Annotated in this window: 28 protein-coding genes and 1 pseudogene; 23 read left to right on the plus strand and 6 right to left on the minus strand. The window is 33.1% G+C overall.

Annotated features, from left to right (window positions below; all coding sequences use genetic code 11):
* Positions 1-34: 34 nt before the first annotated feature.
* The 8 genes from TTHE_RS00720 (at position 35) to TTHE_RS00755 (ending at position 8,445) form a co-directional block, all read left to right on the plus strand.
* Complete coding sequence (locus TTHE_RS00720; RefSeq protein ID WP_013296703.1) at positions 35-943, plus strand: carbohydrate ABC transporter permease; 909 nt, start codon at positions 35-37, stop codon at positions 941-943.
* Positions 944-961: 18 nt separating this feature from the next.
* Positions 962-1,795, plus strand: a complete 834-nt coding sequence (locus TTHE_RS00725) for a carbohydrate ABC transporter permease (protein ID WP_196793640.1) — start codon at positions 962-964, stop codon at positions 1,793-1,795.
* A 20-nt stretch (positions 1,796-1,815) separates the two neighbouring features.
* Positions 1,816-2,832: a glycoside hydrolase family 130 protein gene (locus TTHE_RS00730; protein ID WP_013296705.1), complete on the plus strand. Its 1,017-nt coding sequence runs from the start codon at positions 1,816-1,818 to the stop codon at positions 2,830-2,832.
* Between the two features lie 11 nt (positions 2,833-2,843).
* Positions 2,844-3,818 (plus strand): acetylxylan esterase, encoded by a 975-nt coding sequence (locus tag TTHE_RS00735; protein ID WP_013296706.1) that lies wholly within the window; start codon positions 2,844-2,846, stop codon positions 3,816-3,818.
* Positions 3,819-4,123: 305 nt separating this feature from the next.
* A complete protein-coding gene (locus tag TTHE_RS00740; protein WP_013296707.1) occupies positions 4,124-6,313 on the plus strand; it encodes an alpha-galactosidase in 2,190 nt (729 codons plus the stop codon).
* 188 nt (positions 6,314-6,501) lie between these two features.
* Positions 6,502-6,870: a GntR family transcriptional regulator gene (locus TTHE_RS00745; RefSeq protein WP_013296708.1), complete on the plus strand. Its 369-nt coding sequence runs from the start codon at positions 6,502-6,504 to the stop codon at positions 6,868-6,870.
* A gap of 62 nt (positions 6,871-6,932) precedes the next feature.
* Positions 6,933-7,799: a phenol-soluble modulin export ABC transporter ATP-binding protein PmtA gene (pmtA, locus tag TTHE_RS00750; protein ID WP_013296709.1), complete on the plus strand. Its 867-nt coding sequence runs from the start codon at positions 6,933-6,935 to the stop codon at positions 7,797-7,799.
* Positions 7,792-8,445 carry an ABC-2 transporter permease gene (locus tag TTHE_RS00755; RefSeq protein ID WP_013296710.1) on the plus strand — a complete coding sequence of 218 codons (654 nt, stop codon included), beginning with the start codon at positions 7,792-7,794 and terminating at the stop codon, positions 8,443-8,445. Before pmtA ends, TTHE_RS00755 begins: the two co-directional genes overlap by 8 nt.
* A 132-nt stretch (positions 8,446-8,577) precedes the next feature.
* Here TTHE_RS00755 and TTHE_RS14930 read toward each other — a convergent pair whose 3' ends face one another.
* Positions 8,578-8,643: a putative holin-like toxin gene (locus TTHE_RS14930; RefSeq protein WP_398506773.1), complete on the minus strand. Its 66-nt coding sequence runs from the start codon at positions 8,641-8,643 to the stop codon at positions 8,578-8,580.
* 248 nt (positions 8,644-8,891) lie between these two features.
* Between TTHE_RS14930 and TTHE_RS00760 the strand changes: the two genes are divergently transcribed.
* Complete coding sequence (locus TTHE_RS00760; protein WP_013296711.1) at positions 8,892-9,551, plus strand: HAD family hydrolase; 660 nt, start codon at positions 8,892-8,894, stop codon at positions 9,549-9,551.
* Positions 9,552-9,621: 70 nt separating this feature from the next.
* The gene (locus TTHE_RS00765) at positions 9,622-10,992 is read left to right on the plus strand and encodes a B12-binding domain-containing radical SAM protein (protein ID WP_231292689.1); all 1,371 of its coding nucleotides are present in this window, start codon (positions 9,622-9,624) and stop codon (positions 10,990-10,992) included.
* 17 nt (positions 10,993-11,009) lie between these two features.
* On the opposite strand, the gene asrC is transcribed toward TTHE_RS00765, so the two are convergent.
* The 4 genes from asrC to TTHE_RS00785 all read right to left on the minus strand — a co-directional run bounded on the left by asrC (position 11,010) and on the right by TTHE_RS00785 (position 14,254).
* On the minus strand, positions 11,010-11,999 hold the full coding sequence (asrC, locus tag TTHE_RS00770) for a sulfite reductase subunit C (RefSeq protein WP_013296713.1): 990 nt from the start codon (positions 11,997-11,999) through the stop codon (positions 11,010-11,012).
* Positions 12,000-12,011: 12 nt separating this feature from the next.
* On the minus strand, positions 12,012-12,803 hold the full coding sequence (gene asrB, locus TTHE_RS00775) for an anaerobic sulfite reductase subunit AsrB (RefSeq protein WP_013296714.1): 792 nt from the start codon (positions 12,801-12,803) through the stop codon (positions 12,012-12,014).
* A gap of 6 nt (positions 12,804-12,809) precedes the next feature.
* Positions 12,810-13,820, minus strand: coding sequence for an anaerobic sulfite reductase subunit AsrA (asrA, locus tag TTHE_RS00780; RefSeq protein ID WP_013296715.1), 1,011 nt, complete (start codon positions 13,818-13,820; stop codon positions 12,810-12,812).
* Between the two features lie 134 nt (positions 13,821-13,954).
* Complete coding sequence (locus tag TTHE_RS00785) at positions 13,955-14,254, minus strand: YmaF family protein (protein WP_013296716.1); 300 nt, start codon at positions 14,252-14,254, stop codon at positions 13,955-13,957.
* Positions 14,255-14,361: 107 nt separating this feature from the next.
* Here TTHE_RS00785 and TTHE_RS00790 point away from each other — a divergent pair, with 107 nt between their 5' ends.
* The 12 genes from TTHE_RS00790 to TTHE_RS00845 all read left to right on the plus strand — a co-directional run bounded on the left by TTHE_RS00790 (position 14,362) and on the right by TTHE_RS00845 (position 23,986).
* On the plus strand, positions 14,362-15,057 hold the full coding sequence (locus TTHE_RS00790; protein ID WP_013296717.1) for a hypothetical protein: 696 nt from the start codon (positions 14,362-14,364) through the stop codon (positions 15,055-15,057).
* A 520-nt stretch (positions 15,058-15,577) separates the two neighbouring features.
* Positions 15,578-15,997 (plus strand): hypothetical protein, encoded by a 420-nt coding sequence (locus TTHE_RS00795; RefSeq protein WP_231292690.1) that lies wholly within the window; start codon positions 15,578-15,580, stop codon positions 15,995-15,997.
* Between the two features lie 27 nt (positions 15,998-16,024).
* On the plus strand, positions 16,025-16,396 hold the full coding sequence (locus tag TTHE_RS00800) for a hypothetical protein (RefSeq protein WP_013296719.1): 372 nt from the start codon (positions 16,025-16,027) through the stop codon (positions 16,394-16,396).
* A 121-nt stretch (positions 16,397-16,517) separates the two neighbouring features.
* Complete coding sequence (locus TTHE_RS00805; RefSeq protein WP_013296720.1) at positions 16,518-17,141, plus strand: VanZ family protein; 624 nt, start codon at positions 16,518-16,520, stop codon at positions 17,139-17,141.
* 58 nt (positions 17,142-17,199) lie between these two features.
* A complete protein-coding gene (locus TTHE_RS00810) occupies positions 17,200-17,742 on the plus strand; it encodes a stalk domain-containing protein (protein ID WP_013296721.1) in 543 nt (180 codons plus the stop codon).
* Between the two features lie 274 nt (positions 17,743-18,016).
* Positions 18,017-18,451, plus strand: a complete 435-nt coding sequence (locus TTHE_RS00815) for a hypothetical protein (protein ID WP_013296722.1) — start codon at positions 18,017-18,019, stop codon at positions 18,449-18,451.
* A 46-nt stretch (positions 18,452-18,497) separates the two neighbouring features.
* Complete coding sequence (locus TTHE_RS00820; RefSeq protein ID WP_013296723.1) at positions 18,498-19,316, plus strand: hypothetical protein; 819 nt, start codon at positions 18,498-18,500, stop codon at positions 19,314-19,316.
* A 188-nt stretch (positions 19,317-19,504) separates the two neighbouring features.
* Positions 19,505-20,284 carry a hypothetical protein gene (locus TTHE_RS00825; RefSeq protein WP_013296724.1) on the plus strand — a complete coding sequence of 260 codons (780 nt, stop codon included), beginning with the start codon at positions 19,505-19,507 and terminating at the stop codon, positions 20,282-20,284.
* Between the two features lie 629 nt (positions 20,285-20,913).
* Entirely contained in the window at positions 20,914-21,264 is a 351-nt protein-coding gene (locus TTHE_RS00830; RefSeq protein WP_013296725.1) for a hypothetical protein, read from the plus strand.
* Positions 21,265-21,350: 86 nt separating this feature from the next.
* Positions 21,351-22,097: a TolB family protein gene (locus TTHE_RS00835; RefSeq protein ID WP_196793641.1), complete on the plus strand. Its 747-nt coding sequence runs from the start codon at positions 21,351-21,353 to the stop codon at positions 22,095-22,097.
* 65 nt (positions 22,098-22,162) lie between these two features.
* The gene (locus tag TTHE_RS00840; RefSeq protein ID WP_196793642.1) at positions 22,163-22,720 is read left to right on the plus strand and encodes a copper amine oxidase N-terminal domain-containing protein; all 558 of its coding nucleotides are present in this window, start codon (positions 22,163-22,165) and stop codon (positions 22,718-22,720) included.
* 402 nt (positions 22,721-23,122) lie between these two features.
* Positions 23,123-23,986 (plus strand): AsnC family protein, encoded by an 864-nt coding sequence (locus TTHE_RS00845; RefSeq protein WP_231292691.1) that lies wholly within the window; start codon positions 23,123-23,125, stop codon positions 23,984-23,986.
* Between the two features lie 289 nt (positions 23,987-24,275).
* Here the strand turns inward: TTHE_RS00845 and TTHE_RS14935 are convergent.
* Positions 24,276-24,555: pseudogene (locus tag TTHE_RS14935) on the minus strand (transposase); the annotation flags it as partial.
* A gap of 336 nt (positions 24,556-24,891) precedes the next feature.
* Here TTHE_RS14935 and TTHE_RS00850 point away from each other — a divergent pair.
* Positions 24,892-25,854, plus strand: a complete 963-nt coding sequence (locus tag TTHE_RS00850) for a hypothetical protein (protein ID WP_013296729.1) — start codon at positions 24,892-24,894, stop codon at positions 25,852-25,854.
* Positions 25,855-26,363 lie beyond the last annotated feature (509 nt).

Consider the following 26,363-nt stretch of genomic DNA (forward strand, 5'->3'; position numbering starts at 1 on the left):
TTTATATAATCTTAAAGATTGAGAGGATGATTATATGGAAGCCAGCGTAAAAAGGAAGAAGTTTAGCATATCTTCTCTAACGTATAAACAACAGAAAATCCTTATTTCTATTACATTTTTATTTGTACCTGTATTGTTGCTTATATTATTTACTTATGTTCCATCAATATTTATGTTTGGTTACAGCTTTACCGATTGGGATGGTATTAGCCCTACGAAAAATTTTATTGGTTTAAGTAATTATAAATTAATATTTAGCAGTCCAGATTATTTTAGACCTTTTATTGTCAGCTTGTATTATATTATAGCTGCTTTTATACAGATTGCTTTAGCAGTATGTATTTCATACTTAATTAGCTTTAGATGCAGATTTGCAAATTTATTTAAAGGAGTTTATTTTTTCCCTTCTTTAATCAATAGTGTCGCAATAAGTTTTATATTTATATTTTTCTTTCAGCCAGGTTCTACACTTGATACGATTTTAAAATTGCTAGGATTAGGGCGATATATACACTTTTGGCTTCAGGATCCACATCTTATAAATGTATCACTGGCATTTGTTTCAGTGTGGCGATATATAGGATATGATATTGTAATGTTTTCGGCAGCTATGCAGTCGATTCCTACAGACATAATTGAAGCTGCAGAGGTTGACGGTGCGAATAGATTTCAACAATTTATTCATATTATAATACCTGGAATATCAACGATATTAAAATTGCTAGTGTTTCTTTCGATAACCGGTTCATTGGCTGCATTTGAAATTCCTTATATAATGACAGGTGGAGGAAATGGCAGTATGACATTTGTAATTCAAACAGTCAATTTTGCATTCCAAAACTACAGAGTTGGATTAGCATCTGCCTTAGCTGTTATCCTGCTTATAATAAGCATTTTGGTATTTGCCATTCAAAGAGTTGCTTTACAATCGAGGGGTGCGTAAAACATGATTATGAGAAAAATGAACATTAAAGATATTATTTTAATTACATTGAAATATGCTATACTAATATTGTTACTTTTTGTATTTATAGTGCCTGTATTAGTAGTTTTCTTTGCGGCATTTAAAACTAATGCTGAATATGCTTCTACAGGTGTATTGACATTACCTTCAAATTTTTTGAACTTCAAAAATTTTGTGGCGGCGTTTACTGAAGGACACATGCTGACAGGGTTTAAAAATACTATAATAATATTAATTTTTTCATTGGCTGGTTCTGTCCTTACAGGTTCAATGTCTGCTTTTGTGTTTAGCCGTTTTAAGTCTAAAATCAGCAAAGTTGCAAATGCTCTATTTTTGGTTGCAACAATGATTCCTATGATTTCTACGCAGGTTGCGACGTTTCAGATTATAAACGCTTTAGGATTATTTAATACAAGACTTGCTCCAATAATTCTATATTGCGGTACAGATATTGTATCCATATACATTTTTCTACAGTTTATGGAGAACATATCTGTATCATTGGATGAGTCTGCAATAATAGATGGTGCAAACTATTTTCAAGTATTTTTTAAAATTATTTTTCCATTAATAAGACCTGCAGTGGCAACCGTATTAATCACAAAGGGTGTGGCTATATACAACGACTTCTACATTCCATTTCTCTACACACCGGACCAAAGCCTACTTACAGTATCAACGGCACTATTTGCTTTTAAAGGTCCGTATGGCGCTCATTGGGAAATAATATCTGCAGGTGTAATTCTCATAATGATACCTACACTTATTATTTTTCTGGCGTTGCAAAAGCAGATCTACAATGGATTGGTTGTTGGATCTGTTAAAGAATAATTTAAAAGGAGAGATAGTTTATGAGTAAGATAATAGGAAGCAGCTTGAAGAACATTCCATGGCAGGATAAACCGAAGGGATTTAGTGGCCCAATATGGCGCCACAGTGAAAATCCAATAATAAATCGCAATCCAGTGAATGGAGTAGCGAGGATTTTTAACAGTGCAGTTGTTCCTTATGAGGGTGCTTTTATCGGGGTATTTCGCGGTGAAACTATAAATGGAAGGCCCCACATATATTTGGGAAGAAGTGAGGATGGACTTCACTGGGAGTTTGATGAAGAAAAAATTAAATTTTTTGATGAAGACGGAAAACCGTATCAACCGCTATATGCATACGATCCAAGGCTTGTAAAAGTAGAGGATGCTTATTACATCATATGGTGTGGTGACTTCGATGGAGCATCAATTGGGCTTGCCAGGACAACTGATTTTAAGACATTTACGAGACTTGAGAATCCATTTTTGCCATTTAATAGGAATGCAGTTTTATTTCCACGAAGAATAAATGGCAAATACGTAATGCTGTCACGTCCCAGTGACAATGGACATACTCAATTTGGAGATATTATGCTAAGCCAAAGCCCTGATTTAAAATACTGGGGAGAACACAGGCTTGTCATGCAGAAAGGTGGCAATGGATGGTGGCAATCTGTTAAAATTGGATGCGGCCCTGCACCTATTGAGTTAGACGATGGATGGCTTATTTTCTACCATGGTGTTACAGGCACATGCAACGGCTTGGTTTATTCTATGAGTGCGGCGATATTGGATAAAGATAATCCCGCAAAAGTATTATACAGGGCAGGAAGTTTCATGCTGACGCCTGAAGAATGGTATGAGGAAAGAGGATTTGTGCCAAATGTAGTATTTCCATGCGCTGCTTTATGTGATGCTGATACAGGTAGAATAGCCATATACTACGGTGCTGCCGATTCTTATGTAGCGGTTGCTTATACGACATTAGATGAAACTTTAAACTTTATAAAAGAGCACAATGAAGTTTTGCCTCTTGATGCAACAGATGGAAAAATATAGAGGTGTAGCCGATGGATAAACTTTACGAGTGTCAAATAGAGCATTTAAAAGACTACAAAGGAATAGGAGATCCTCCAAAAGATTATGATGAATACTGGGCAAGAGCAAGAAAAGATCTCGAGAATGCATCTTTAGAATATGAGCTTGTGAAAAGTGACTTTGTTTCAAGAAGTTGCGATGCATACGATTTATACTTTACCGGTGTTGGTGGAGCGAAAATACACTGTCAATTTTTAAAGCCTAAGAGGATAGAGGGTAAGATACCTGCTGTTGTTATGTTTCATGGATATTGGAGTAACAGCGGCGAATGGAGCGGAAAACTTCCATACATTGCAGAAGGTTTTTGCGTGCTGGCAATGGATGTTAGGGGTCAAGGAGGCTTAAGCGTTGACAATGGCATATACAAGGGAAATACGCAGAGCGGCCATATTATAAGGGGTCTAGAGAGCGACAGTCCTGATGACCTTTTTTATAGAAATGTCTACTTAGATACGGCACAGTGTGTGAAAATCTTAAAGACGATGGATTTTGTGGATGAAAAAAATATTTTTGCTACAGGAGCATCCCAGGGTGGTGCGCTTACCATCGCATGTGCTTCTTTAGTAGATGATTTGAAGGGGGCTGCTGCTATTTATCCATTTTTGTGTGATTTTCAAGGAATATATCAGAACAATTTTAAAAATCCCACTTATGAAGAGATTACGTGGTATTTTAGGCAGAGGGACCCAAATCATCTAAGAGAGGATTTCTTCTTTGAGCGGCTTGCATACATCGATATAAAGAATCGGGCAAAAGATGTTAAGTGTGATATCCTTTGGATGACAGCTTTAATGGACAACGTGTGTCCGCCATTTTCACAGATGGCAGCGTACAACAATATTACATCAAATAAAAGAATTGTGTTTTTTCCGGAATACCAGCATGAGTACCTCCTGTATTCGGGCGACATAATTCTTAAGTTCTTCTTAGAATTATTAGAATCATAGTGAAGGTCTACATTTAAAGCAAAAGTTATGGGAAAATTTATCAAAAGCAAATAAATATATGAAAAATATTATCAACGTTCACAAATTGTGTTTTCTATATACTAACGGCTCACTCCGTTAGTTCGGCTAACGCCGTCTATGCGTTGTGACGGCTTTCGCTAGCGCTCATACGCCTCACCGCACTGCGTTCGCCTAGTATATAACGAAAACGCAATTAATAGTTCACTTATGATAATATTTTTCAGGAATAATATTCAAGTAAATAAGCGTTGATAAATTTTTCAAATAAGTGGAGGATTTTTATTATGCCTATACATTATTATGAGAAGTCGAAATCATTTAAGCTTGATGCAAAAGATACAAGTTATATAATGGCTGTCGTTGATGAAGAAAAGTTTTTAGGTCATGTCTACTTCGGAGAGAGGATTCCTGATGAAGATGTGAATTACCTGATGAGATTGGATGAACCTCCTTATGTTCCTTCAAAGAATAACAGAGACAGGATGTCGTTTTTAGATAGCTTCCCTACAGAATACCCTACAAGTGGTTTGGGGGATTTTAGAGAGCCATGTTTAAAGGTTCTGACAAAGTTAGGAGCCACTGCATGTGGGATTTTTTACAAGTCACATAAAATATATAAAGGCAAGCCAAAATTAAATGGCTTGCCAGCGACGTTTGGCAATGAAGACGACTGTACTACACTTGAAATAACGTGTGTTGATAATCATTTAAATCTGGAAGTTATTTTGATTTATACGGTTTTTGAAGATTTAGATGTAATAACGAGAAGTGTAAAAGTAAAAAATTGCTCTGATGAAGATATCATATTGACAAGAGTGTTGTCTGCATGTGTTGATTTTGACCGAATTGACATGGATATGGTAACATTGCATGGCTCTTGGGCCAGAGAATTTCATGTAAAGAGAAGGAAAGTTGAGCTTGGGAAACAAGCTGTTTCATCATCTAGAGGTGAGACAAGTCATCAGGCAAATCCGTTTTTAGCTTTAATGGATAGAAATGCCACTGAAGATTTTGGTGAAGTCTATGGATTTAACCTTGTCTATTCTGGCAATTTTTTAGCACAGGTAGAAGGATGTCAGTTTGATACAACTCGCGTTGTTATGGGTATAAATCCGTTTGATTTTGGATGGAAACTTGAACCTCAGGAGGAATTTGTGGCACCAGAAGTAGTGATGGTCTATTCAAACGAAGGCATTGGAAAAATGTCACGAACTTTTCACGATCTATACCGCAATCATCTTATACGGGGGGAATATAAAAATAAAAGAAGACCTGTCCTTATAAATAGCTGGGAAGCTGCATATTTTGACTTTGATACAGATAAGCTTTTAAGATTGGCAAGAGAAGCATCGAAGCTGGGAATTGAGATGCTTGTAATGGACGATGGCTGGTTTGGAAAGCGAAACAGTGATAATTGTTCTCTAGGTGATTGGGTCGTCAATGAAGAAAAGTTAAAAGGAGGGCTTAAATATCTAGTAGATGAAGTAAATAAACTTGGCATGAAGTTTGGGATATGGTTTGAGCCTGAGATGGTTTCGCCAGATTCTGACCTTTATAGGGCACATCCGGATTGGTGCATACACATAGATGGAAGAGAAGGTACACTGTGCCGCAATCAGTATGTACTGGATTTGTCTAGAAAGGAAGTCAGAGATTACGTATATGAAAGCGTAAGCAATATTTTACGCAGTGCAAACATAAAATATGTAAAGTGGGATATGAATAGGCAGCTTAGCGATGTCGGAAATTGTGTATTGCCACCCGATCGTCAGAGAGAAATATGGCACAGATATGTTTTAGGTGTATATGAGCTTATGGACAGGCTTACGACAGAATTTCCGCATATCCTTTTGGAAAATTGCTCTGGAGGAGGAGGGCGCTTTGATCCCGGAATGCTGTATTTCAGCCCTCAGATATGGCTTTCAGATGATACAGATGCGATTGAGAGGCTTAAAATCCAGCATGGTGCCTCATACGTATATCCTGTATCAACAATGGGTGCTCACATAAGCGACTGTCCAAACCACATTATTGGAAGAATCACTCCTTTTGAGACGAGAGGACTTGTGGCATTGTCCGGGACTTTCGGATATGAATTGGATGTTACAAAGATATCTCAGGAAGACAAGGATATGATACCGAAGCAAATAGAGATGTACAATAAGTACAATAATTTGATATACAATGGGGATTTATACCGTATAGGAAATCCATTTGAAAATATAGAGTTTGAATGCGTAGAGTATGTTTCGAAGGACAAAAATGAGGCATTGGTTGTATATATTCAAATCTTGAATAGGTCCAATTACCATAGCAGAAGAATCCCGTTAAAGGGTTTACAGAAAGATGCTTTTTATCGCAATGAAGAGACAAATGAAGTTTTTTCAGGAAGCGCTCTTATGAACGGTGGAATCCTCATAAAAGGATTGCAAGGAGACTTTAGAGGGAAATTGTTTCACTTTGTGCATGTGTAAATAATGTGATTTTGTAATATTAAATAAAATTTTACAACCTTAAAGGAATGTTTTATATGCATTCCTTTTTTTATAATGTTTAACTTTATAAATACATTAGATGTGATTGACATTGATGTTAATACTGTATATAATATGTATATACAGTATTAACTATATATAGTTAAAAGAAGGAGATTTGCATGTAAATGAATATTGTAATTTCAAATTCATCTGATGAACCAATATATGAGCAAATAAAAAGGCAGATTAAAAATTCAATCTTAAGTGGCGAACTTAAAGAAGGAGAATTAATGCCATCTATTAGAAATCTTGCAAAAGAACTTATGATAAGTGTTATAACGACAAAGAGAGCTTATGAAGATCTGGAAAAAGAAGGCTACATTGTTACAAGACCTGGCAAGGGGTCGTATGTGGCTGCTCAAAATAAAGAATTTATGAGGGAGATGAGGTTAAAAATTGTAGAGGAGAAACTTTCTGAAGCAGTTGAAGCGGGTAAAGCTATTGATTTAAAGTTAGAAGAAATGGAAGAGATGCTAAGACTTTTATATGAGTAAAATTTATCTTACAGATTAAGATGAATAACGTATTTCTATTATGGAGTTTTAGGAGGTATATGATGGAACCGATATTGGAGGTTAAAAATCTAAGAAAAAATTATAAAGATTTTAGCTTGAAAGATGTAAGTTTTAAACTTGATAGAGGATATATAATGGGATTTATAGGACAAAATGGCGCTGGAAAAAGCACCACTATAAAGCTTATAATGAACTTATTAAAAAGAGATGGCGGTGAAATAAAGATATTTGGCAAGGATAATATAAAACATGAGATAGAAGTGAAAAATAAGATAGGTTTTGTGTACGATGAGTGTTATTTTTATGAAGAATTGACTGTTTTAGAGATGAAAGAAATAATTGCATCCTTTTATAAAGAATGGGATGATGATTTGTTCAGTAAGTATATTAAAGAATTTGATATACCGCCAAAAAAGAAAATAAAAGATCTCTCAAAGGGAATGAAGATGAAGTTTTCTCTGTCTATTGCTCTTTCTCATAATGCCGATTTATTGATAATGGATGAGCCTACATCGGGACTTGATCCTGTTGTCCGCAGTGAAATTTTAGACATTCTTTCGGATACTATTCAGGATGAAAATAAAAGCGTGTTTTTTTCTACACATATAACATCAGATCTAGATAAGATAGCGGATTATATAATTTTAATTGATAATGGTGAAATAGTGCTTTCAGCAGCTAAAGATGATATCTTGAATAATTACGGTTTAGTTAAAGGCAGTAAAGAATTATTAGACGATGAGATGAAAAAGAAATTTATAGGTATAAAGGTAAACAACTTTGGTTTTGAGGGGTTGGTAAATGATAAAAAGCAAATGAAAAGAATTTTCGGCGATAGGGCGTTAATCGAAAAACCAACATTAGAAGATATAATGCTTTATCATACCAGGAGGGATTTTAATGTATAGTTTATTGTTGAAAGATATATTAGTGCAGAAGAAGCAATTTTTATACGGTATATTGTTGGCAGCGATTTATTCATTTGCCTTCAGCAGCAATAATTTGGGTGGCGCATTGACTGTTTTTGTATTTCCATACATTTTCGTGCTTACTGCAGCTTCCTATGAAGAGAAAAACAGATCCGAAATTGTTTTAGCCAGTCTTCCAATCAAGCGCTCCCTTTTAGTAATGGAAAAATACGTATCTGTTTTTTTGTTTGCTGCATTAGGTGCAATAGAATATATAATAGTAGTGGGTATTGGAAATTTGTTTCAGCTACCTATAAAGTTTTCAACACTGACTATCGAACCAGTTTTGATTTTTGGATTAGCTATGTATTACGGCATATACCTGCCTTTGTATTTTAAGTTCGGATACCTTAAGACGAGATGGGTAAATTTCGTCATGTTTTTCGGATTGTTTTTTGGTGTCACAAGCGTAATAAGTGCCATAAACAAATATGGAATAAATTTTAAAATATTAAATCCTTTAATCACATTTTTTAAGAATCAATCAAATATAGCTGTGGCAAATGAACTGATTATAATGGCACTTCTCATTTACGCTCTTTCATATGCGATTTCAGTAAAAATATATAATTCACGTGAATTCTAAGGTTTAATTTAAAATTTTAGTTTATTTTTTTGAAAATTATGCTATAATAAAAATAAAGAGGCAGCCGTCCGCAAAATGCGGTTGCCCCAAAAGACGGTTTAAATTTTAACCGCTCTGGGTTCAGCAGGGCGGTTATTTCTTCCTCTTAAAATCGAGGATTGCTATAATTAACATTCCAAACATTATCATCAAAGACAAGCCTTAAATGTATTTATCATAGCAACCACCTCCTTATAAGGATAGTGGCAACCGCACCCTGCTTGTTCGACTACCTCAAGTATAATTATAACATATTTAGATATATCTAGTGTCTAAAATTTTTTTGCAATAGTAAAGCACATTATTTGTATCGAGGAAAACGACAGTAATTTTATGAGGACTTCACAAGAGATTAGATAATATATATACTATATGTGTAGCAAATAAAGGGAGAAGGAGTGCTTAAAGTGTTTGAAGCAGTTATTTTTGATATGGATGGCGTATTAATCGACAGTGAACCGCTGCACATACAATTGGAAGAAGAGATTTTCAAGGAAATTGGAGCAAATGTGTCTTTTGAGGAGCATATTTCATTTGTTGGGACAACTTCTCACTATATGTGGGAATACGTAAAGAATAAGTGCAATGTGCCGCTTACAGTTGAGGAACTTGTTGAAATGGACAGAAAAAGGTATATTGACTATATATCAAAACATGATGATGCAGTAAAACCTATAGAAGGCGTAGGTGAACTTGTAAAAGAATTGTATTCAAAAAAAGTAAAGCTTGCTGTAGCATCGTCATCTCCTATCGACGTAATTGAACTTGTTGTAAAAAGGCTTAAACTTAAAGATTATTTTAATGAACTTGTTTCTGGTGATTTTGTAAAGAGGAGCAAACCATATCCTGATATTTTTCTTTATGCGGCAGAAAAACTTAATGTTGTACCTGAAAAATGTATTGTTGTTGAGGACTCAAATAAAGGTGTTTTGGCTGCAAAAAGTGCTGGCATGAAAGTAGTAGGATTTATAAATCCTAATTCAGGCAATCAGGATATAAAGATGGCAGATATGATTATTCAATCATTTTATGATATTAACTATGAAAAATTAATGATGATATCTTGACAAAAACTAATTTTTGGAGGATTTTTGGGACTTATGTAGAAGTATATATTGTTGTATATTTTGTAGCGTTATGAATATTGAAAGGATTGATACAATGGAGCAATACGATGTTTTCCTGATAAATCCTCCATCATCACGCATGAAAGAGAAATACGAGCATTTAGGTCTGGCATATATAGCTGCATTTCTTAGAAAATATGATATTAATACAAAGATAATAGATATTCCACTATATGATTTATATCCTAATGACGTGATTTATGAGATTAAATCAGACAAGCCAAAATTAATTGGAGTAAGCATACCGTTTCAAGATAGCGCCAGTGAGGCTCTTGAATTCGTAAAAAGCATTAGAGAAGCAGGTTACAAAGGACATATTTCTATAGGCGGAATATACCCTACTTTTTCATACGATGAGATTTTGTCAGTATGTCCTCAAATTGATACTGTTGTTGTAGGTGAAGGGGAAATTACGTTTTTAGAGCTTGCTAGAAAAGTACTATCAGATGAAGACTGGAAAAATATATCAGGCATAGCATATAGAGATGATGGTACTTTAAGACTAAATGACAAAAGACCACTTATAGATGATTTGGATAGTATGCCATATCCTGAAAGAGATACACTTCCGATTGTAATCTTGAAGTCAGGCTTTGCGTCAATGCTTACATCGAGAGGATGCTATGGAAGATGCAGCTTTTGCAGTGTTGGACCATTTTTCTCTCAGTTTGGCCAAAAGTACAGGCAAAGAAGCGTAGAAAATGTCATTGACGAGATAAGAATACTATATGAAAAATACAATGTAAGAAATTTATTCTTCAATGATGCTGAGTTTATAGGTGGGAAAGGGAAAAATTACGAGAGAGTCTATAAATTGGCTGAAGAAATTATAAAAAGAGGCATGGATATTAATTTCAGCATACAATGCAGAGTAAACGATGTAGACAAGGAGCTTTTTTCTATTCTAAAAAAGGCTGGGCTAAAAAGGGTATTCTTAGGTGTAGAATCAGGATCTCAAACAGTTCTTGACCGTTTTAAAAAAGATGTAAAAGTTGAGGACAATATAAAGGCTTTAAAGATTTTAAATGATTTAGATCTTTATATATCGATGGGATTTATCATGTTCGATCCGCATATAAATTTTAAAGAGCTTAGCGAAAACATCTCTTTTATAAACAATGCTGTAAAATTGATAGGCAAGGAAAGGCTTGACTATTATCCTGTAAGTAGACTTTTGCCTTTAGCAGGTACAGAAGTTGAAAGGGATATGAAAGAAAAAGGCTTGTATAAAGGAAATTCTTTAAACTACAATTATGAATTCGACGACAAGACTATTGGATTTATTTACAATTTATCACATAGTGTGTACAATTTAGTTGGCAATTTAAAATCAAGATTTAAAGGAAGTAGCGATATCAATACTAAATGGATAAAAAGATAAGCCGAAAATGGCTTATCTTAATCATATATTGTATTTCTTTCATATCTATAACCTGTATAATCTATGTGGTTTGCGACTTTAGCCTTTTTAGGCAGTTTGACATCTTTTAATACTTCTTCTTTAAACTTTTTAAAGCCTTCTCTGTCAACAATATAGCCAACATGCTCTTTATCTAAGGTTTTGTCAATGTATTTATCAATAAAGTCGTACATGTTTTTTATTATTTTTAGTACGGATTCTTCGTCTGCCCACTCTATAAATGTCTGCGCCAGTCTTGGGTTTTTCTTGCCTGTTCTACCCATTATGACGATTCTATAATACTTTTCGCCTCTTGTCCATGCAGAAGTTGGACACTTTAATATGCATTCACCGCAACCAATGCATCTATTAGGATCCCTTACGACTTTGAAGTTTTCAAAAGTAAGGGCACCAGTTACTCTTCTTTTGCAATTTTTTACACATGCTTGACAGCCGATACATCTTGATGGATCGTAAATTGGTTCAACTTGGCCTATGATGCCTATGTCTTGCATGTGAGCTTTTATGCAGTCATTTGGGCAACCAGTGACTGCAATTTTTACGTGATAGTCATTAGGGTATATTAGCTTTTCTATCTTTAATGCAAGTGCTGTTGTGTCGTAGTTGGCAAATGGGCATACCCGATTACCGATGCAAGCTGACACGTTTCTTGTGCCTGCGGCAGGGTATCCTCCTTCTTCATCTTCTATTTGGACGCCTTCATCTTTAAGTCCTCTTATAATAGGAGATATAAGCTCATTTATCTCGTCAATTTTCTCCATTGATATTCCTGGTATTTCAAAACCTTGACGTGTAGTAATGTGAACAGTCCCGTTGCCGTACTTTTCAGCTACTTCTTTTATTATATCGAAGTACTTTATATTGAGATCTCCACCTGGGACCCTTATTCTCAGAGCTGTTATGCCACGTTGTTTTGTCACTCTATATGCATTTTTCTTTAAAAGTTTTGTATCAATATCGAGAATCATTATTTCACCCCTTTAATCGAGAAGTTGTTTGGACTTTGTGTAGTTGAATACAGGACCTTCAAGGCAAACGTAGGTTTCGTTAATTTTACAGTGACCGCATTTTCCTATGCCACATGACATTTTTCTTTCGAATGATACCCAGATATTTTCCTCTGGTATACCGCGCTTTAAAAATTCAAGGCATGTAAATTTCATCATCATAGGTGGACCTACAACAATTACGATCGTATCGTCGGGGTTTTCGATTTTTAAATCTGGTATAAATTTTGTGATTAAACCTGTATTTCCCTTCCACGTTTCATCGCCATTATCAACGGTCAATAAAACATCAAATTTTTCCTTCCATTTTTTTATTTCATCTTCAAAAAGTATATCTTTTGGAGATTTAAAACCCACCAAAATACTAAGTTTTTTTATCTCTTTAGGATTTCTGTTATACCTGTTTATTATGCTTTTGACTGGTGCAAGACCTGTACCGCCAGCGGCGATCACTACATTTTTATTTTTAAAGTCTTCAACAGGGAATCCGTGACCATATGGTCCTCTTATAAACAAGAAATCTCCCGGTTTTAATTCATGTATAGCATCTGTTACAGTGCCTACTTTTCTTATGGTTAGTTCAATGTATTCATCAGTGTAATCGCTTATTGATATTGGGGCTTCACCGATTTTAGGTATAGATACTTGTAAAAACTGTCCATGTTGTGGCAGAATATCGGATTTTAGCCTAAATGTATAATCTATATCTGTTTGAGGAATTATCGAAATAATTTCTACTTTTCTTGGCATGTACACATTTATCATTTTGATTCACCTCTCTACTACATCAGTGACTTTTGATACGATCTTTATAAATGAAATGTACTCTGGGCATACATCGTCACACCTTCCGCAGCCAACGCACATGGTTGTGCCGAAGCGTTTTTTGTAGTCGTATATCTTGTGCATCACCTTAAATCTCATTCTCTCACCGTATTTTTGCCTGTAGCTGTGACCTCCTGCCACATCAGTAAATCCATCTACCATGCAGCTTGCCCATACTCGCCTTCTCTCTCCGCATTTAGGATTATCTTTGTAAAATATATCTTGCATTGAAAAGCAACTGCATGTAGGGCATGATACAGTACATCTTCCGCAAGCTATGCATCTTTTCGTATATTCGTCCCACAATTCATGATTAAAAACATACTCTAGATTTTGAGATATTTTGTCTATATCAGGCAGATTCACCTCAATTTCATTTTTTTCTATAAATTCTGGAGTGAATTCCACTTCTTTACCTGAAAAAGCATAGCTAAACTCGTCGTTTTTTACATCGCATGTTATTCTGTCATTGTCAAATCGGAAAAAAACATCATAATCTAAAAACTTGTTTGAACCTGTTGACACACAGAAACAAGTAGAAAAGCCTTTTGTACACTCTATAACAAAGAACTTGACTTTATCTCGCAGTCTTTTGTAGTAATTATCTTCGTAAGGACCATTTTTTAAAAAAATATTGTCTAATTTTAGATATGAATTAGCGTCGCAAGGTCTTAAAAAGACGATGATTCCTTTATTGTCAATTTCAGGTTCTTTGTATTCATCTTCTGTAAAGTAAAATAGGGTCTGCGTTATAGGGTAAATTATCTCTTTCGGGGAATACCTTGATTTTTCGCTTAATTCTATATCTCGGTAGGAGGAAATTTCTCCGTATGTCACAAGATCAGTATCAGAAAATGCTCCTTTTCCTTTTAACCTTATAGGAGCAAATATTTTGTAATCTTTGCTTAATATTTTCAGGGCATCATCAAAACTTTTTACATCTAATTCAATACCCATTATATCACCTCGTATTGCTGTTTTTATGCACTGATGATGGTTATTTATTTAACAAAATTTTATCATAAAATCGCAAATTTTTATGTGATATATCTCACAAATAATATAAAAACTCCCTCAAAAGAGGGAGCATATTAATTGTATATCTGCTTTGAAGTGCAATTGCTGTAATTATGATAGTGGTCTTTATCATAAGATGTTCTGCCATCCATCTTATGAACATGACCATCTTTAGTCCTTATAGCAGGTCCTGTGTATCCATTCACATAATGTTTGTGACCTTTGTCTACTGACGTATAGCCCGAGTAATAGTGTATATGGCTTGTGCCATATGGTATAGCATAGCTGGTACATCCTTTGTAATTGTGGTTGTGCTCTAACACTGTATTTGTAGTGCCAAAATAATCATGGTAGTGTTTATCTCCATCTGACATAATATATACCTCCAAAATATATTATTTGTATTTTATATTATATGTTTGATGTTGATATAGTGATAATATATAAAGTAATAAGACCAAATTAAGGGAGGTGTAAATTGATGAATAAAAAGTTGGTAACTAAAGAAAGCATTCTTATAAGCTTGGCAGTGCTATTAATTGCTGGAATTGCAATCATGTCATTGATGGGCTTACAGGATAAAAATAAAAATGATGAGATAATTAAAATAAAACAATTAATTAGTGATGCGGAAAACATGGAAGCATCTGTATATATTTTGCCAGAAGCGTATACAACTTCACCAGATATAGATGTCCCAAGTGACGTTGCAGATGCCATGTATAAAAGGGTTGTTGCAGAAGCAGAAAAGTATTATAGTGCAAAGTCTGGAATTCTGGCTGACAGAATTCAGGTTTTACAAATGGCTGTTAAAGCTGAAATAGAAAGTAAAGATTATAGAGATAAAAATCATTTTGTTAAAAAAATAAATTTTATCAGTGTTGATGTAAGTGGTGATACAGCAACTGTAATAGCTGATGTAACAAAACAGTCAACAACATTAGGATTAGTTCCGGAAGGCATTGATATGAGCAAATACAAAACAAGTGATAAAAAAGAAGAAATGAAGCCGGAAATGAAAGCAAAATTACAAGAAGATATAAAGAATGCTCCCAAAAAATTAGTTACATTTACTCCGGGAGGAACGATGAGATTTTACTACAATTTAGCTAAAGAAGATGGAGTTTGGAAAATAACTTCAAGAAAAGGTGATTATCTACCTGGACAAGGACCATAAAGATAAAATTTTCTTAATAAGGACAGAAAATAATCTGTCCTTAATTTTTTATCTTGCAATTGAGGAAAATTAAGAGCTAAAAATGCTTTTTCGTTCTTTAAAATGACAATATTAAAATGAAATCTTGTATACTGAAATTGATAAAAAAATTTTTTTAAAAAACTGTAACGGAATCCAGTGTAAGTTGTTTTATATTTATGAAGAGAAAAATTAGTGAGGTGATAGTGTGTTTAAGAAATTTTTGTCTATTTTTGTGTTGACGATAATAATGGTGACATCACTTTCAACCACTGGTTTTGCGGATGATGGTATTTCAAGTTATGCCCATTGGTATTAAAAAAATAAAAATTATGCTTAATGATTTATGGAGAGACAAAATGATGGAGTGATATTGATGAACAATGACGCATTTATAAAAAGAGGAAACGGAAAACTGACTGGCCAGAGCTGGGGTTAAGGTTATATAGAGGTGATTAAAATAAATAAAGATAAATTAATCTCGTTAATAGTATTAATAATTTTGTCTTTATCAATTTTAATTGTCATAAATGCAAAATATATTATTAGTCATAGATATATATATAATGAAAATATTAATACAAGTGCCATAAAAGCATTAAAAGAAAAGTTGAATGAATGTAATTTTGTTACCGAATGTAAAATTTATTATTCCAGACCTTATTTATATTTTTCTATAATTATTGATTCAAGGTGTAAAAAAGAAGATGCATTAAATGTTTTACATATAATTAGGGATTTTGCGATTAAAGAAGGTAATATGGAGGAATTAGAAGACAAATTTTATATACTGTCTATAGATGCCAGATTTTATAAAGATAAAAATATGAATAGCAAACCTGTTTATTGGTTTTCTGGCAGTAGCAAAGATGGGTATAAAGTATGGTATGATGAAATTGAAAATGCGAAGTTATTTGATTAAAGTATAAAATTATCGGGTGGTGATAGAGTGAATTTTGTGGCAATATTAGTTATGTTACAAGGGACATTGTATATATTAGACTCAATTACAAGGATGCTTGAAGGAGCAAACTTTAAAATTGGCAGTAATATCATATTAAGCACGAATTTTTATTTTATTGGTATCATATTTGGAGCAATATTTATTATATCTTCAATTGGGTTATTAAAGAAAAGGAAATATGGATATTTTTTAGCATTATATCTTTATGCAATATTGATTATTTATTATTTAATGGCTATAGCATATTTAATTATTAACCAGCAGTATTTTTTGGCGTTTTACTGTATTGCTGTAATGGCTGTTTTTTATATGATTATTAATTATGTCAGGAAGAATAAATCGGAGTTTACTAAATAATTATATATTTTTTAATACTCTAAAATTGCATTAATTTTAGTGAAATATGCAACAATGAACAATGACATGTTTATACAGTTCAAATAGGCGCTAATGCAGGTATTGTGAGGAGTTGTTATAATTGGGATTAGGTATAATGATAGACATTAAAACTATCATGCCGGTGATAGTTTTAATATATGGATGGCTAATTTTTTATATGTGGAGAAAGAAACAACGCAGTATTGGATATATATTATGTTTTTCGATATTTTTCATATATTTGCTTTCTGTAGCTCACTATACTTTATTTCCGATTCGATTATTCCAACACAATGACTTGATTAAAGATGGAGTTGATTGGAAAAATGGTTTAAACTTTATTCCGTTTCGTGAATTGACATATTCTTATCTTAATTCAGTACAAGGATGGGGGAATGTGCTAATTACCATTCCTTTTGGTTTTGGACTGCCGTTTATAAGTAATGTCGATCTGAAATCAGTTATTTGGAAAGGGTTCTTATTTTCTATTTCGATAGAGCTTCTACAGTTTTTAGAAAACATATTTTATTTATCTGGTTATGTTGCCAGAAGGGTTGATATTAACGATGTAATACTGAATGCCTTAGGAGTATTATTAGGTTACTGTTTATTTTGTATACTTTCTTGGCTTTATATTAAAAGCATACTGCCAAATGAAAAGGCGAAAGGAGTATGGGATCATATTCATAAAGTTTTAATAAGAGAGAATTCTAGAAGTATATAATATTTGCCTTTACATGGGCTGGTTTGGATAATGTGATTAAAGAGGAGTTGGTGTGAGAATGAAATTTGTTTTTCTTAAACGTATTTTGTTTGTTGTTATTTTTGCTGTTGTATGTACAGGCTCCATCGCTTACGCTGTACAAGATGATGGAAAATCTGTATTCAAAGAAACTGTCCTTCCAACAGGATATTCTCAAGAAATGGACAATGGCATAATCATTTATAAAGATTCGGGTGGAGGTACTGTGATACATTTTCCGTATGTTTCGAAAATCAAGATAAACGGGCAAGAGATAAAATTTATTCATGAGCCATTTACTTTAATAGAAGGCATTACATTAGTGCCGGCCCGTGAATTTTTTGAAAAATTGGGTGCGACAGTGAATTGTCATAATGACAGTCAAACAATAACAGTAGAAAAAGGCAGTACGACTGTAGAGTTGACAATAGGGTCAAAGATAGCAAAAACAAATGATAAGATCAATGAACTTCCGGTGAAGGTGAGATTAGTCGATAATTGCACATATATCCCTCTAAGGGTTATAAGTGTGAAGCATTTGGATATAAAATCGATACAAAGATGGTATTATAACGGCAGATGATACTCAAGATAATTAAATATGGTGCATATCTATAAAATAAGCTGTTGACAAATGTGACTTACCGAAATAATGGCAGAAAATGTTCTGTCCTTATTTTTTTATCTTGCAGTTGAGGAAAATTAAGAGGTAAAAATGCTTTTTTATTCCTAAATTGGCAATATTAAAATGAAATCATATATACTGAAATTGATAAAAAATTTTTTATAAAAACTGTAACGAATTTCATTTTAATTTGTTTTATATTTATGAAGAGAAAAAATAGTGAGGTGATAGTGTGTTTAAAAAATTTTTGTCTATTTTTGTGTTGACAATAATAATGATGACATCACTTTCAACCACTGGTTTCGCAGATGACGGCATTTCGAAAAAATTAGTGACAAGTCCGGTAAAGCCTAATTGGATAGCAATATCCCAGTTTACTAACACATTCGACATATCGTCAATGGGAAAATCGACGATAGACAGTGTATTATATTCTTTCAGCGTCGACAAAATCAGAATTGATGCGTATCTACAACAGTACAAGAACGGAAACTGGGTGACAATCAAAAGCTGGTCAAACACATCGACAGATATTAGCTGCTCCATAAGTGAAATATGGTATGTAGAAGAAGGGTATTATTACAGACTTGTAACAAAAGGTACAGTCTATAGAAATGGAGTTCAAATAGAGCAAGCCAATTATACAAGCGAAGCACACTGGTATTAAAAGAGGACATTGCAATTTACGGAAAGAAAATGATGGAGTGATATTGATGAACAATGACGCATTTATAAAAAGAGGAAACGGTAAGCTGACTGTATCTTATGGGGAATCATTGCTTTTAAATATCAATCCTGACAAAAACTCTTTTGATAAAACAATTGATGATGACGCATTGCTAAAAAAGAAAAGAGAAAACAACTTTTTAATATTATTGTTAAATAACTTTGTAAATCAATGTTATAGGTATAAAGTGCTTATTAAAGAAGGTTACTTCTTTATTCTGTGTGATAAAGACGGTTATGTGATTAAAATTATAGCTAATGACCAATTAAATAAAGATTTCAAAAAACTCCAATTCAGAGAAGGCATAAGCCTAAGGCTTGAAGACAGTGGCACAAATGCAGTCAACATAGCCATGGAATACAAAAGTCTTGCACAGCTATACGGAAAAGACCATTATTGCGACTTGTTTAAGAATTGGTATTGTACTGCAATGCCTATTACAGATCATTATAGCAAAGAAATAGTTGCATACCTTGATATATCGCGAATTAACGTTCCCAGCATAAAAGAGCAAAGCATCACTCTAAAAAACATAACAATTTACCTTGAAAAATGTATATCGTATAGAAGTGAAAATATGTCTTTCATAGGAGGAGAGATCGATGATACTGATAAGCTTATCTTGTCATCATTGGTCCGAAACGGAGTAAGGAAAGCAGTAATGGACGAAGTAGGCATATCTGATAGAGCATTGAGAAACCATCTAAATAAATTAGGCATACTATTTGATGCAGACAATGATATAAAAATAATAATGGCAGCCATAAACATAGGCATCATAGACACACATGGCAATATATTGTAGAATGATGTGCCGAAATTCGGCACCTATTTCATAAAAAATGTGCCGAATTTCGGAACTTCCCAAATGTTGGACTTGGAGTTATAATGTAGTCAAACAGAATGGCCATTCGATGTTTAATAAAAATGTAGTTAGTATGCTGTTTTGGTACCGAAATAGTGTTACTAACTATAAAAAGGAGATGTATAGAAATGTTAAAAAGACGTATGTTAATTGTGTATATAATCAGCACAATGTTAGCTTTATCAATTGGAATTTCAGCGAAGGCATTTCAGAAAGAATCAATGGCATTAAATGATACACATTCTAAAATTAATATAGATACTGGTAGTTATAGAGAACTTGAAGATGGGATAAAAGTTTATACAGATACGTTGGGAGGAATAGTATTACATTTTGCGGGAACGAAAGAAATTACTAAAGAGGAAGTAGATAAAGGGAAAAAGATTCTAGAAAACCAGGACACTGAAAAAAGTGCAATGGAAAAAGATTTAGAGGTCAGAAAAAATAATCCTGACAACTATACAATGATTTCTGGAAACTATTATGATATTGAGTATTATCCAATTTATATTGGAACTTGGGGTAATGTAGATGTTTATGCTAGACATACAATAGGTACTAGATCAACATATAATGGTCAGGATTATTTGACATCCTATGGTGATGTTACATGGTATAATACGAGTGGATATAATGCATTACCATATAGAAATGGAAATGCAACTGTTCCAAATCAGAAAGTTGTTGATGTGGCTCAACCGGTACTTTTTAGTATTAGAGATTTAGGAACAAATAGAGCAAAAGAGATAACTCGAAATGATTTTGGACCTAACCAAGTTGGCATTGCAACAAGAAGAATTGCTGATCTTGATAAATATATTTTTAATGATTTGCATGGGAATACTAGTGATGGCGTTTTTTATAGTCGTACATTTGTACCGCTAACTAATTATAATCCAGAACCATGATGAATTATTATTAAAGATTAAGTAGCATAATTTAAAAATTAATGATTATATTTAGTTATAAACAGTATATAGTATGATGTACATTTAAAAAATTAATAGAAAGATTTGTTAAACTTATTTTCAAGAATGTTTATATTTGTTTAAATATGAATACGAAATTGTAAAATTGCTAGTATTTTTCTTATTTGACCAAACTTCGTGTCTAAATTTTATGTGAAAGGATAATGAAAATTCGAGATGGGTTTATGTTAACTTAGCTTAGACACGAAGTTTATGATCTTTAACGAAGGCTTGAAAGAAGTCTCCCATCCTCTATAGGTGGGAGATGAATTTCTATTGTTTTCCATAACATTATATGCTATAATATTATCAGGAGTAAAAAGTAAAGACAATTAGGCATAACAGCCTAAGAGTAATATTTTTGTAGGGAAGGTTCCTCCCGAAATTACGCCTATGGAGATTGTGTAAGACCTGCTGTGAATAACAGTAGGCAACGGTCTATGAAGTAGGAAGCTTCATCCTCTATAGGATGGAGTAGGTTCACTAAATATAAAGTATATTTTTAATAAATTTTGACAAAACGAAAATAAATTATAATTATATCTTAAGATTAATATAGGGGAGTTTTTATGAGTGCAGGCGAACAATTAAAAAATAACCATGGGAAAAAATTTACAAGTTTAGTCATAATTATAATTGTAGTTTTTATTAGTTTTATCATTTGTTTATTTAACTATTCATATAAAAATCAATATAATGGATGGTTAACAGGCCTTATACCTGACAAGAAGGGCTCGGACCTTATAGTAGTTAACCCAATAAGTCATGATGTAAAGAAAATATTGACATTACCGGATATAGCTCCAGATCAATTTGGAGCAGTTAGTCCAAATGGTAAGTATGCAGCATACACACAAGTAGATCAGAAAAAAGGGATAACTTATATCAATATTATGGACTTAAATAAAAAAATTATATAAAAAAGTACCTTGATGATGTATATGGAATGCAAGCTGTATTTTATTTATCTTGGTTTCCTGATAATCAAAATTTGTTACTAGTACGTATGACGCGTAATAAAGATTTGAATAGCAATCAAGAAATATGTATACTTAATATTAAAAACAATAAGCTAAAACATTTGGTAAGTGGAGGTGAATGGGATGGCGTTGGACTAACTGATGATAATAAAATTAAATATTATATGTCGCAGGAAGAATTAAATAAATTAATAATGAAATATGGTGGACCGAAGACTATTCCAATCGAGAAAGTTGGAACTAAGTTGTTTGTGAGATTTTCTAGCCCTTCGATATCTCCTGATGGTAGTAAAATAGTATATAGTGCGACATTGTATCGTAATCAAGCAGATGAGGGTGATCCTATTAGGCTTTGGCTTGCGTCAAGTATATGGATGATTGATCTTAAAGATGACAGTTTAAAAAGAATATACTCCGATCAAGAAGTATCAAATGGAAGTGCTATTGGTCACGTTACTTGGAGTTCTGATGGAAAGCGGCTGGTTTTTTATCGGTATAGAGGGTCAAACGGATCAAATGGCAGACTTGATTGCCTTGATTTGAAAAGTATAAAGGTTAAAACAATAGTACCTGTAACAGAAGAGAATTACACAAATATAAGTCCGCATTCTTTACCTAATAATAATATATCATTTATCTCGGTATCCAAGCAAGGCAGCCCAGAAAATGCTAAACAATATATTGTTAATTTGAAAACTGGAAGCATAAAAGATAATGAAATAAAATTTAATAAAAGAAGTATAATTATGTGGAATTTTACTGATTTGCATTGATAAGTAGTAAACATTTATTATAATTGATACATAAGTAAAAAGAAAGGAATGAATGATAAATGATGATGAAATTTGTTTTTCTTAAACGTATTTTGTTTGTTGCTATTTTTGCTGTTGTATGTACAGGCTCCATCGCTTATGCTGTACAAGATGATGGAAAATCTGTAACCAAAGAAACTGTCCTTCAATCAGGATATTCTCAAGAAATGGACAATGGCATAATCATTTATAAAGATTCAGGTGGAGGCACTGTAATACATTTTCCTTATGTCCCGAAAATCAAGTTAAACGGGCAAGAGATAAAATTTACTAAGGAGCCATTTACTTTAATAGACGGCATTACATTAGTACCGGCCCGTGAATTTTTTGAAAAATTAGGTGCAACAGTGAATTGGCATAATGACAGTCAAACAATAACAGTAGAAAAAGGCAGTACGACTGTAGAGTTGACAATAGGGTCAAAGGTAGCAAAAATAAATGATAAGATCAATGAACTTCCGGTGAAGGCGAGATTAGTCGATAATTGCACATATATTCCCCTAAGGGTTATAAGTGAAGCATTTGGATATAAAGTCGATTATAAAGATGGTATTATAACAGTAGATGTTGCTCAAGGTAATTAGATATAGTGCATATCTATAATAAGCTGTTGACAAATGTAACTTACAAAATAAGGACAGAAAATGCTCTGTCCTTATTTTTTTATCTTGCAATTGAAGAAAAATAAGAGGTAAAAATGCTTTTTTGTTCCTTAAAATGATATTTTCGTTCCTGAATTGACAATATTTAAATGAAATCTTTTATATTGAAATTGATAAAAAATTTTTTATAAAAAACTGTAACGAAATCCAGTGTAAGTTGTTTTATATTTATGAAGGGAAAAAATTAGTGAGGTGATAGTGTGTTTAAAAAATTCTTGTCTATTTTTGTGCTGACAATAATAATGATGACATCACTTTCAACCACTGGTTTCGCGGATGACGGTATTTCGAGTGACGCCCATTGGTATTAAAAGAATAAAAATTATGCTTAATGATTTACGGAAAGATAAAAGAATGGAGTTGATATTGATGAACAATGACGCATTTATAAAAAGAGGAAACGGAAAACTGACTGTATCTTATGGGGAATCATTGCTTATAAATATCAATCCTGACAAAAACTCCTTTGATAAAACAATCGATGATGACGCATTGCTAAAAAAGAAAAGAGAAAACAACTTTTTAATATTATTGTTAAATAACTTTGTAAATCAATGTTATAGGTATAAAGTGCTTATTAAAGAAGGTTACTTCTTTATTCTGTGTGATAAAGACGGTTATGTGATTAAAATTATAGCTAATGACCAATTAAATAAAGATTTCAAAAAACTCCAATTCAGAGAAGGCATAAGCCTAAGGCTTGAAGACAGTGGCACAAATGCAGTCAACATAGCCATGGAATACAAAAGTCTTGCACAGCTATACGGAAAAGACCATTATTGCGACTTGTTTAAGAATTGGTATTGTACTGCAATGCCTATTACAGATCATTATAGCAAAGAAATAGTTGCATACCTTGATATATCGCGAATTAACGTTCCCAGCATAAAAGAGCAGAGCATTAGCCTAAAAAACATAGCAATTTACCTTGAAAAATGCATATCGTATAGAAGTGAGAATATGTCATTCGTAGAAGAAGAGATCGATGACACTGATAAGCTTATCCTGTCATCATTGGTCCGAAATGGAGTAAGGAAAGCAGTAATGGACGAAGTAGGCATATCTGATAGAACATTGAGAAATCACCTAAATAAATTAGGCATATTGTTTGATGCAGACAATGATATAAAAATAATAATGACAGCCATAAACATAGGCATCATAGACACACACGGCAATATATTGTAGAATGATGTGCCGGAATTCGGCATCTAATTCATAAAAAATGTGCCGAATTTCGGAACTTCCCAAATGTTGGACTTGGAGTTATAATGTAGTCAAACAAATGAATGGCCATTCGATGTTTAATAAAAATGTAGTTAGTATGCTGTTTTGGTACCGAAATAGTGTTACTAACTAAAACTTTGCACTTATAAAAGTAGTTTTGTACCTTGATAATTCAATATTGTTGGGTTATAAAATTTTGAGAAAATTTACCAACAACTACTTTACACAAACTTTTTTACACCTAGTGTACTATTGATTTTATTGAACGTACTTGATACATATTTAGTCCGAGATTATTCTTTGTCTGCCTAAAGAATATTTCTATAGGCCATCTCTGGCTGTAATAATTTAGAATTGTCTTGGTATCTAATTCAGTATCAGTACAGATAAATGCATGTAGAGCATTTTCATTTTTAAAAGCTTTCTTCAGACCAGCACAATACTACTATAGCATTATCTATACCATTTAAGGCTCCTTCATAACGATATGCCCAGTATCTAGAACTGTTTACTGTAACAAGGCAAACTTCGTTCTTTTCAATTAGATATTGGAAGTATGGACACCATTTCGCATATTCTTTCGATGTTGCTTTTGCCACCTTTTTTATAGCGCTCAATACTGTAAGGTAATACTACTTTGCTGCAGGATAGCAACATGTTAAGAAACTTATGTCCCCAAACTTGTTTCCCATTTAAATGCGATTGATGGAATTTGGTAGTTTATGTCAGTGAATTTTCTCATCTATAGTTATATATTCGACATTTGGGGTGAACTTCCTTTTTTTGTCTCTCACAAAGTTAGGAATACCAAGCTTTTTAAAATATGAAATTTACGCAATCTCAAAAAAAATTAGGAGGTAATTTGGATGTTGAAGAAAAAATCTATTACGATTTTAATAGCCGTTGCGCTTATAGTATCCTCTATGGTCTCAACTGCATTTGCTGAAGTTGATAAATTCCCTGTGAAATATGGGGAACCCATTGAGGTAATGGAAGAAACAACTACAACCCAACAAGATATTGATAATACTATTAAAGCTATTGAAGACGATTTTAACAAAAGCAAACTTCCCAAAATAGATCAAGCCCAAATTCAACAAAATACTGAAAAAGCAATAAAGCTTCTTGATAAGTTAAATGGAACCAAATCGAAAAACGACAAAAGTGATCAACTAATAACTGCTACCGGTACTTACTATGATCAAAATAAAGCCAAATTAAGAGCAGCTAACTTTATGGAAGGAGTTCTCGATCTAGATGAAGGCTTAACCAGTACAGAGATATATAAAATTGGAGTTACCTTTGCTAACCAAGCAAGAGATGCGGCCCTAAAAGAATTCCCTAGTAATGTTATGTTGCAAGATGCTTTTAGACACTTTAGTTGGAATTACATTTCTACCGGGGGTGTAGGAACCCTGAAAACACGGACTGCTACAATAAATCATGAATGGGGGCTATTAATCCTTGAACCCGTAACCAACTATTATACAAATAGATATAATACGTACAGAAGCCAAGGTTATAACGACTATAATGCAGCCAATAAAGCTTTTTCTGATGCAGTTGCATATATTCCTGATTTAAAATATCAATTAGTCACAATTTGCAAGTCCAGTTATTCGTTTTTCAAGTCGTTCTTTACGGTAAGCAACATTATGGATTTGCATAATAATTGCTATGGTAGAGCATATTATGAAAAAATGCCAAATGCAGGTTATAAAACAGCTTTCTATACCGCTAAAAATAAAGGTGAGTTAATTTTATCTGAAAGCTCTGTAGGCGATTATCAGTACAAGTATGTATGGCAAAGCCAGTGGTATACCTATTAAAGTTTTTTAATGAATTAGGATAATGCTGCGGATTCTCAACATTATTTTATTAATAATTTTTCAATCTCCATCGTTACTAATGAGGCTTTCGCCTTATAGTTTTCTCATTGCTGGTTAAATGTATAATTTCTGCTGATTAATAGCTCATCAAATATACCGGAAAACAATCCAGGACGTGACTTTTGGGGTTGCATCTTGGATTGTTTTGCACTACAATAATTTCAGGAAAGGAGATCGTCTTATAAGATGAAATATAAAATATGGTTGGGAATTTCATTAATTCTATTAATTTCAACACTATACATCGTTATTACCTTTTGGCCAAACTATAAAGGTAATATGTTTCCTTTGTTCACTGATATAACTACCGTATTTCTTTTTATACCAGCTTATTTCACCCTACTAGTAGGAATATTGCCTTATATTGTTACTAAAATAATTCCTAATATTACATTACAATTAGTATTAATCACGCTTATATTTGTGGGTTCATTTTTATATTCCCTTAG

The organism is Thermoanaerobacterium thermosaccharolyticum DSM 571, from assembly GCF_000145615.1.
GTDB lineage: Bacteria > Bacillota > Thermoanaerobacteria > Thermoanaerobacterales > Thermoanaerobacteraceae > Thermoanaerobacterium > Thermoanaerobacterium thermosaccharolyticum.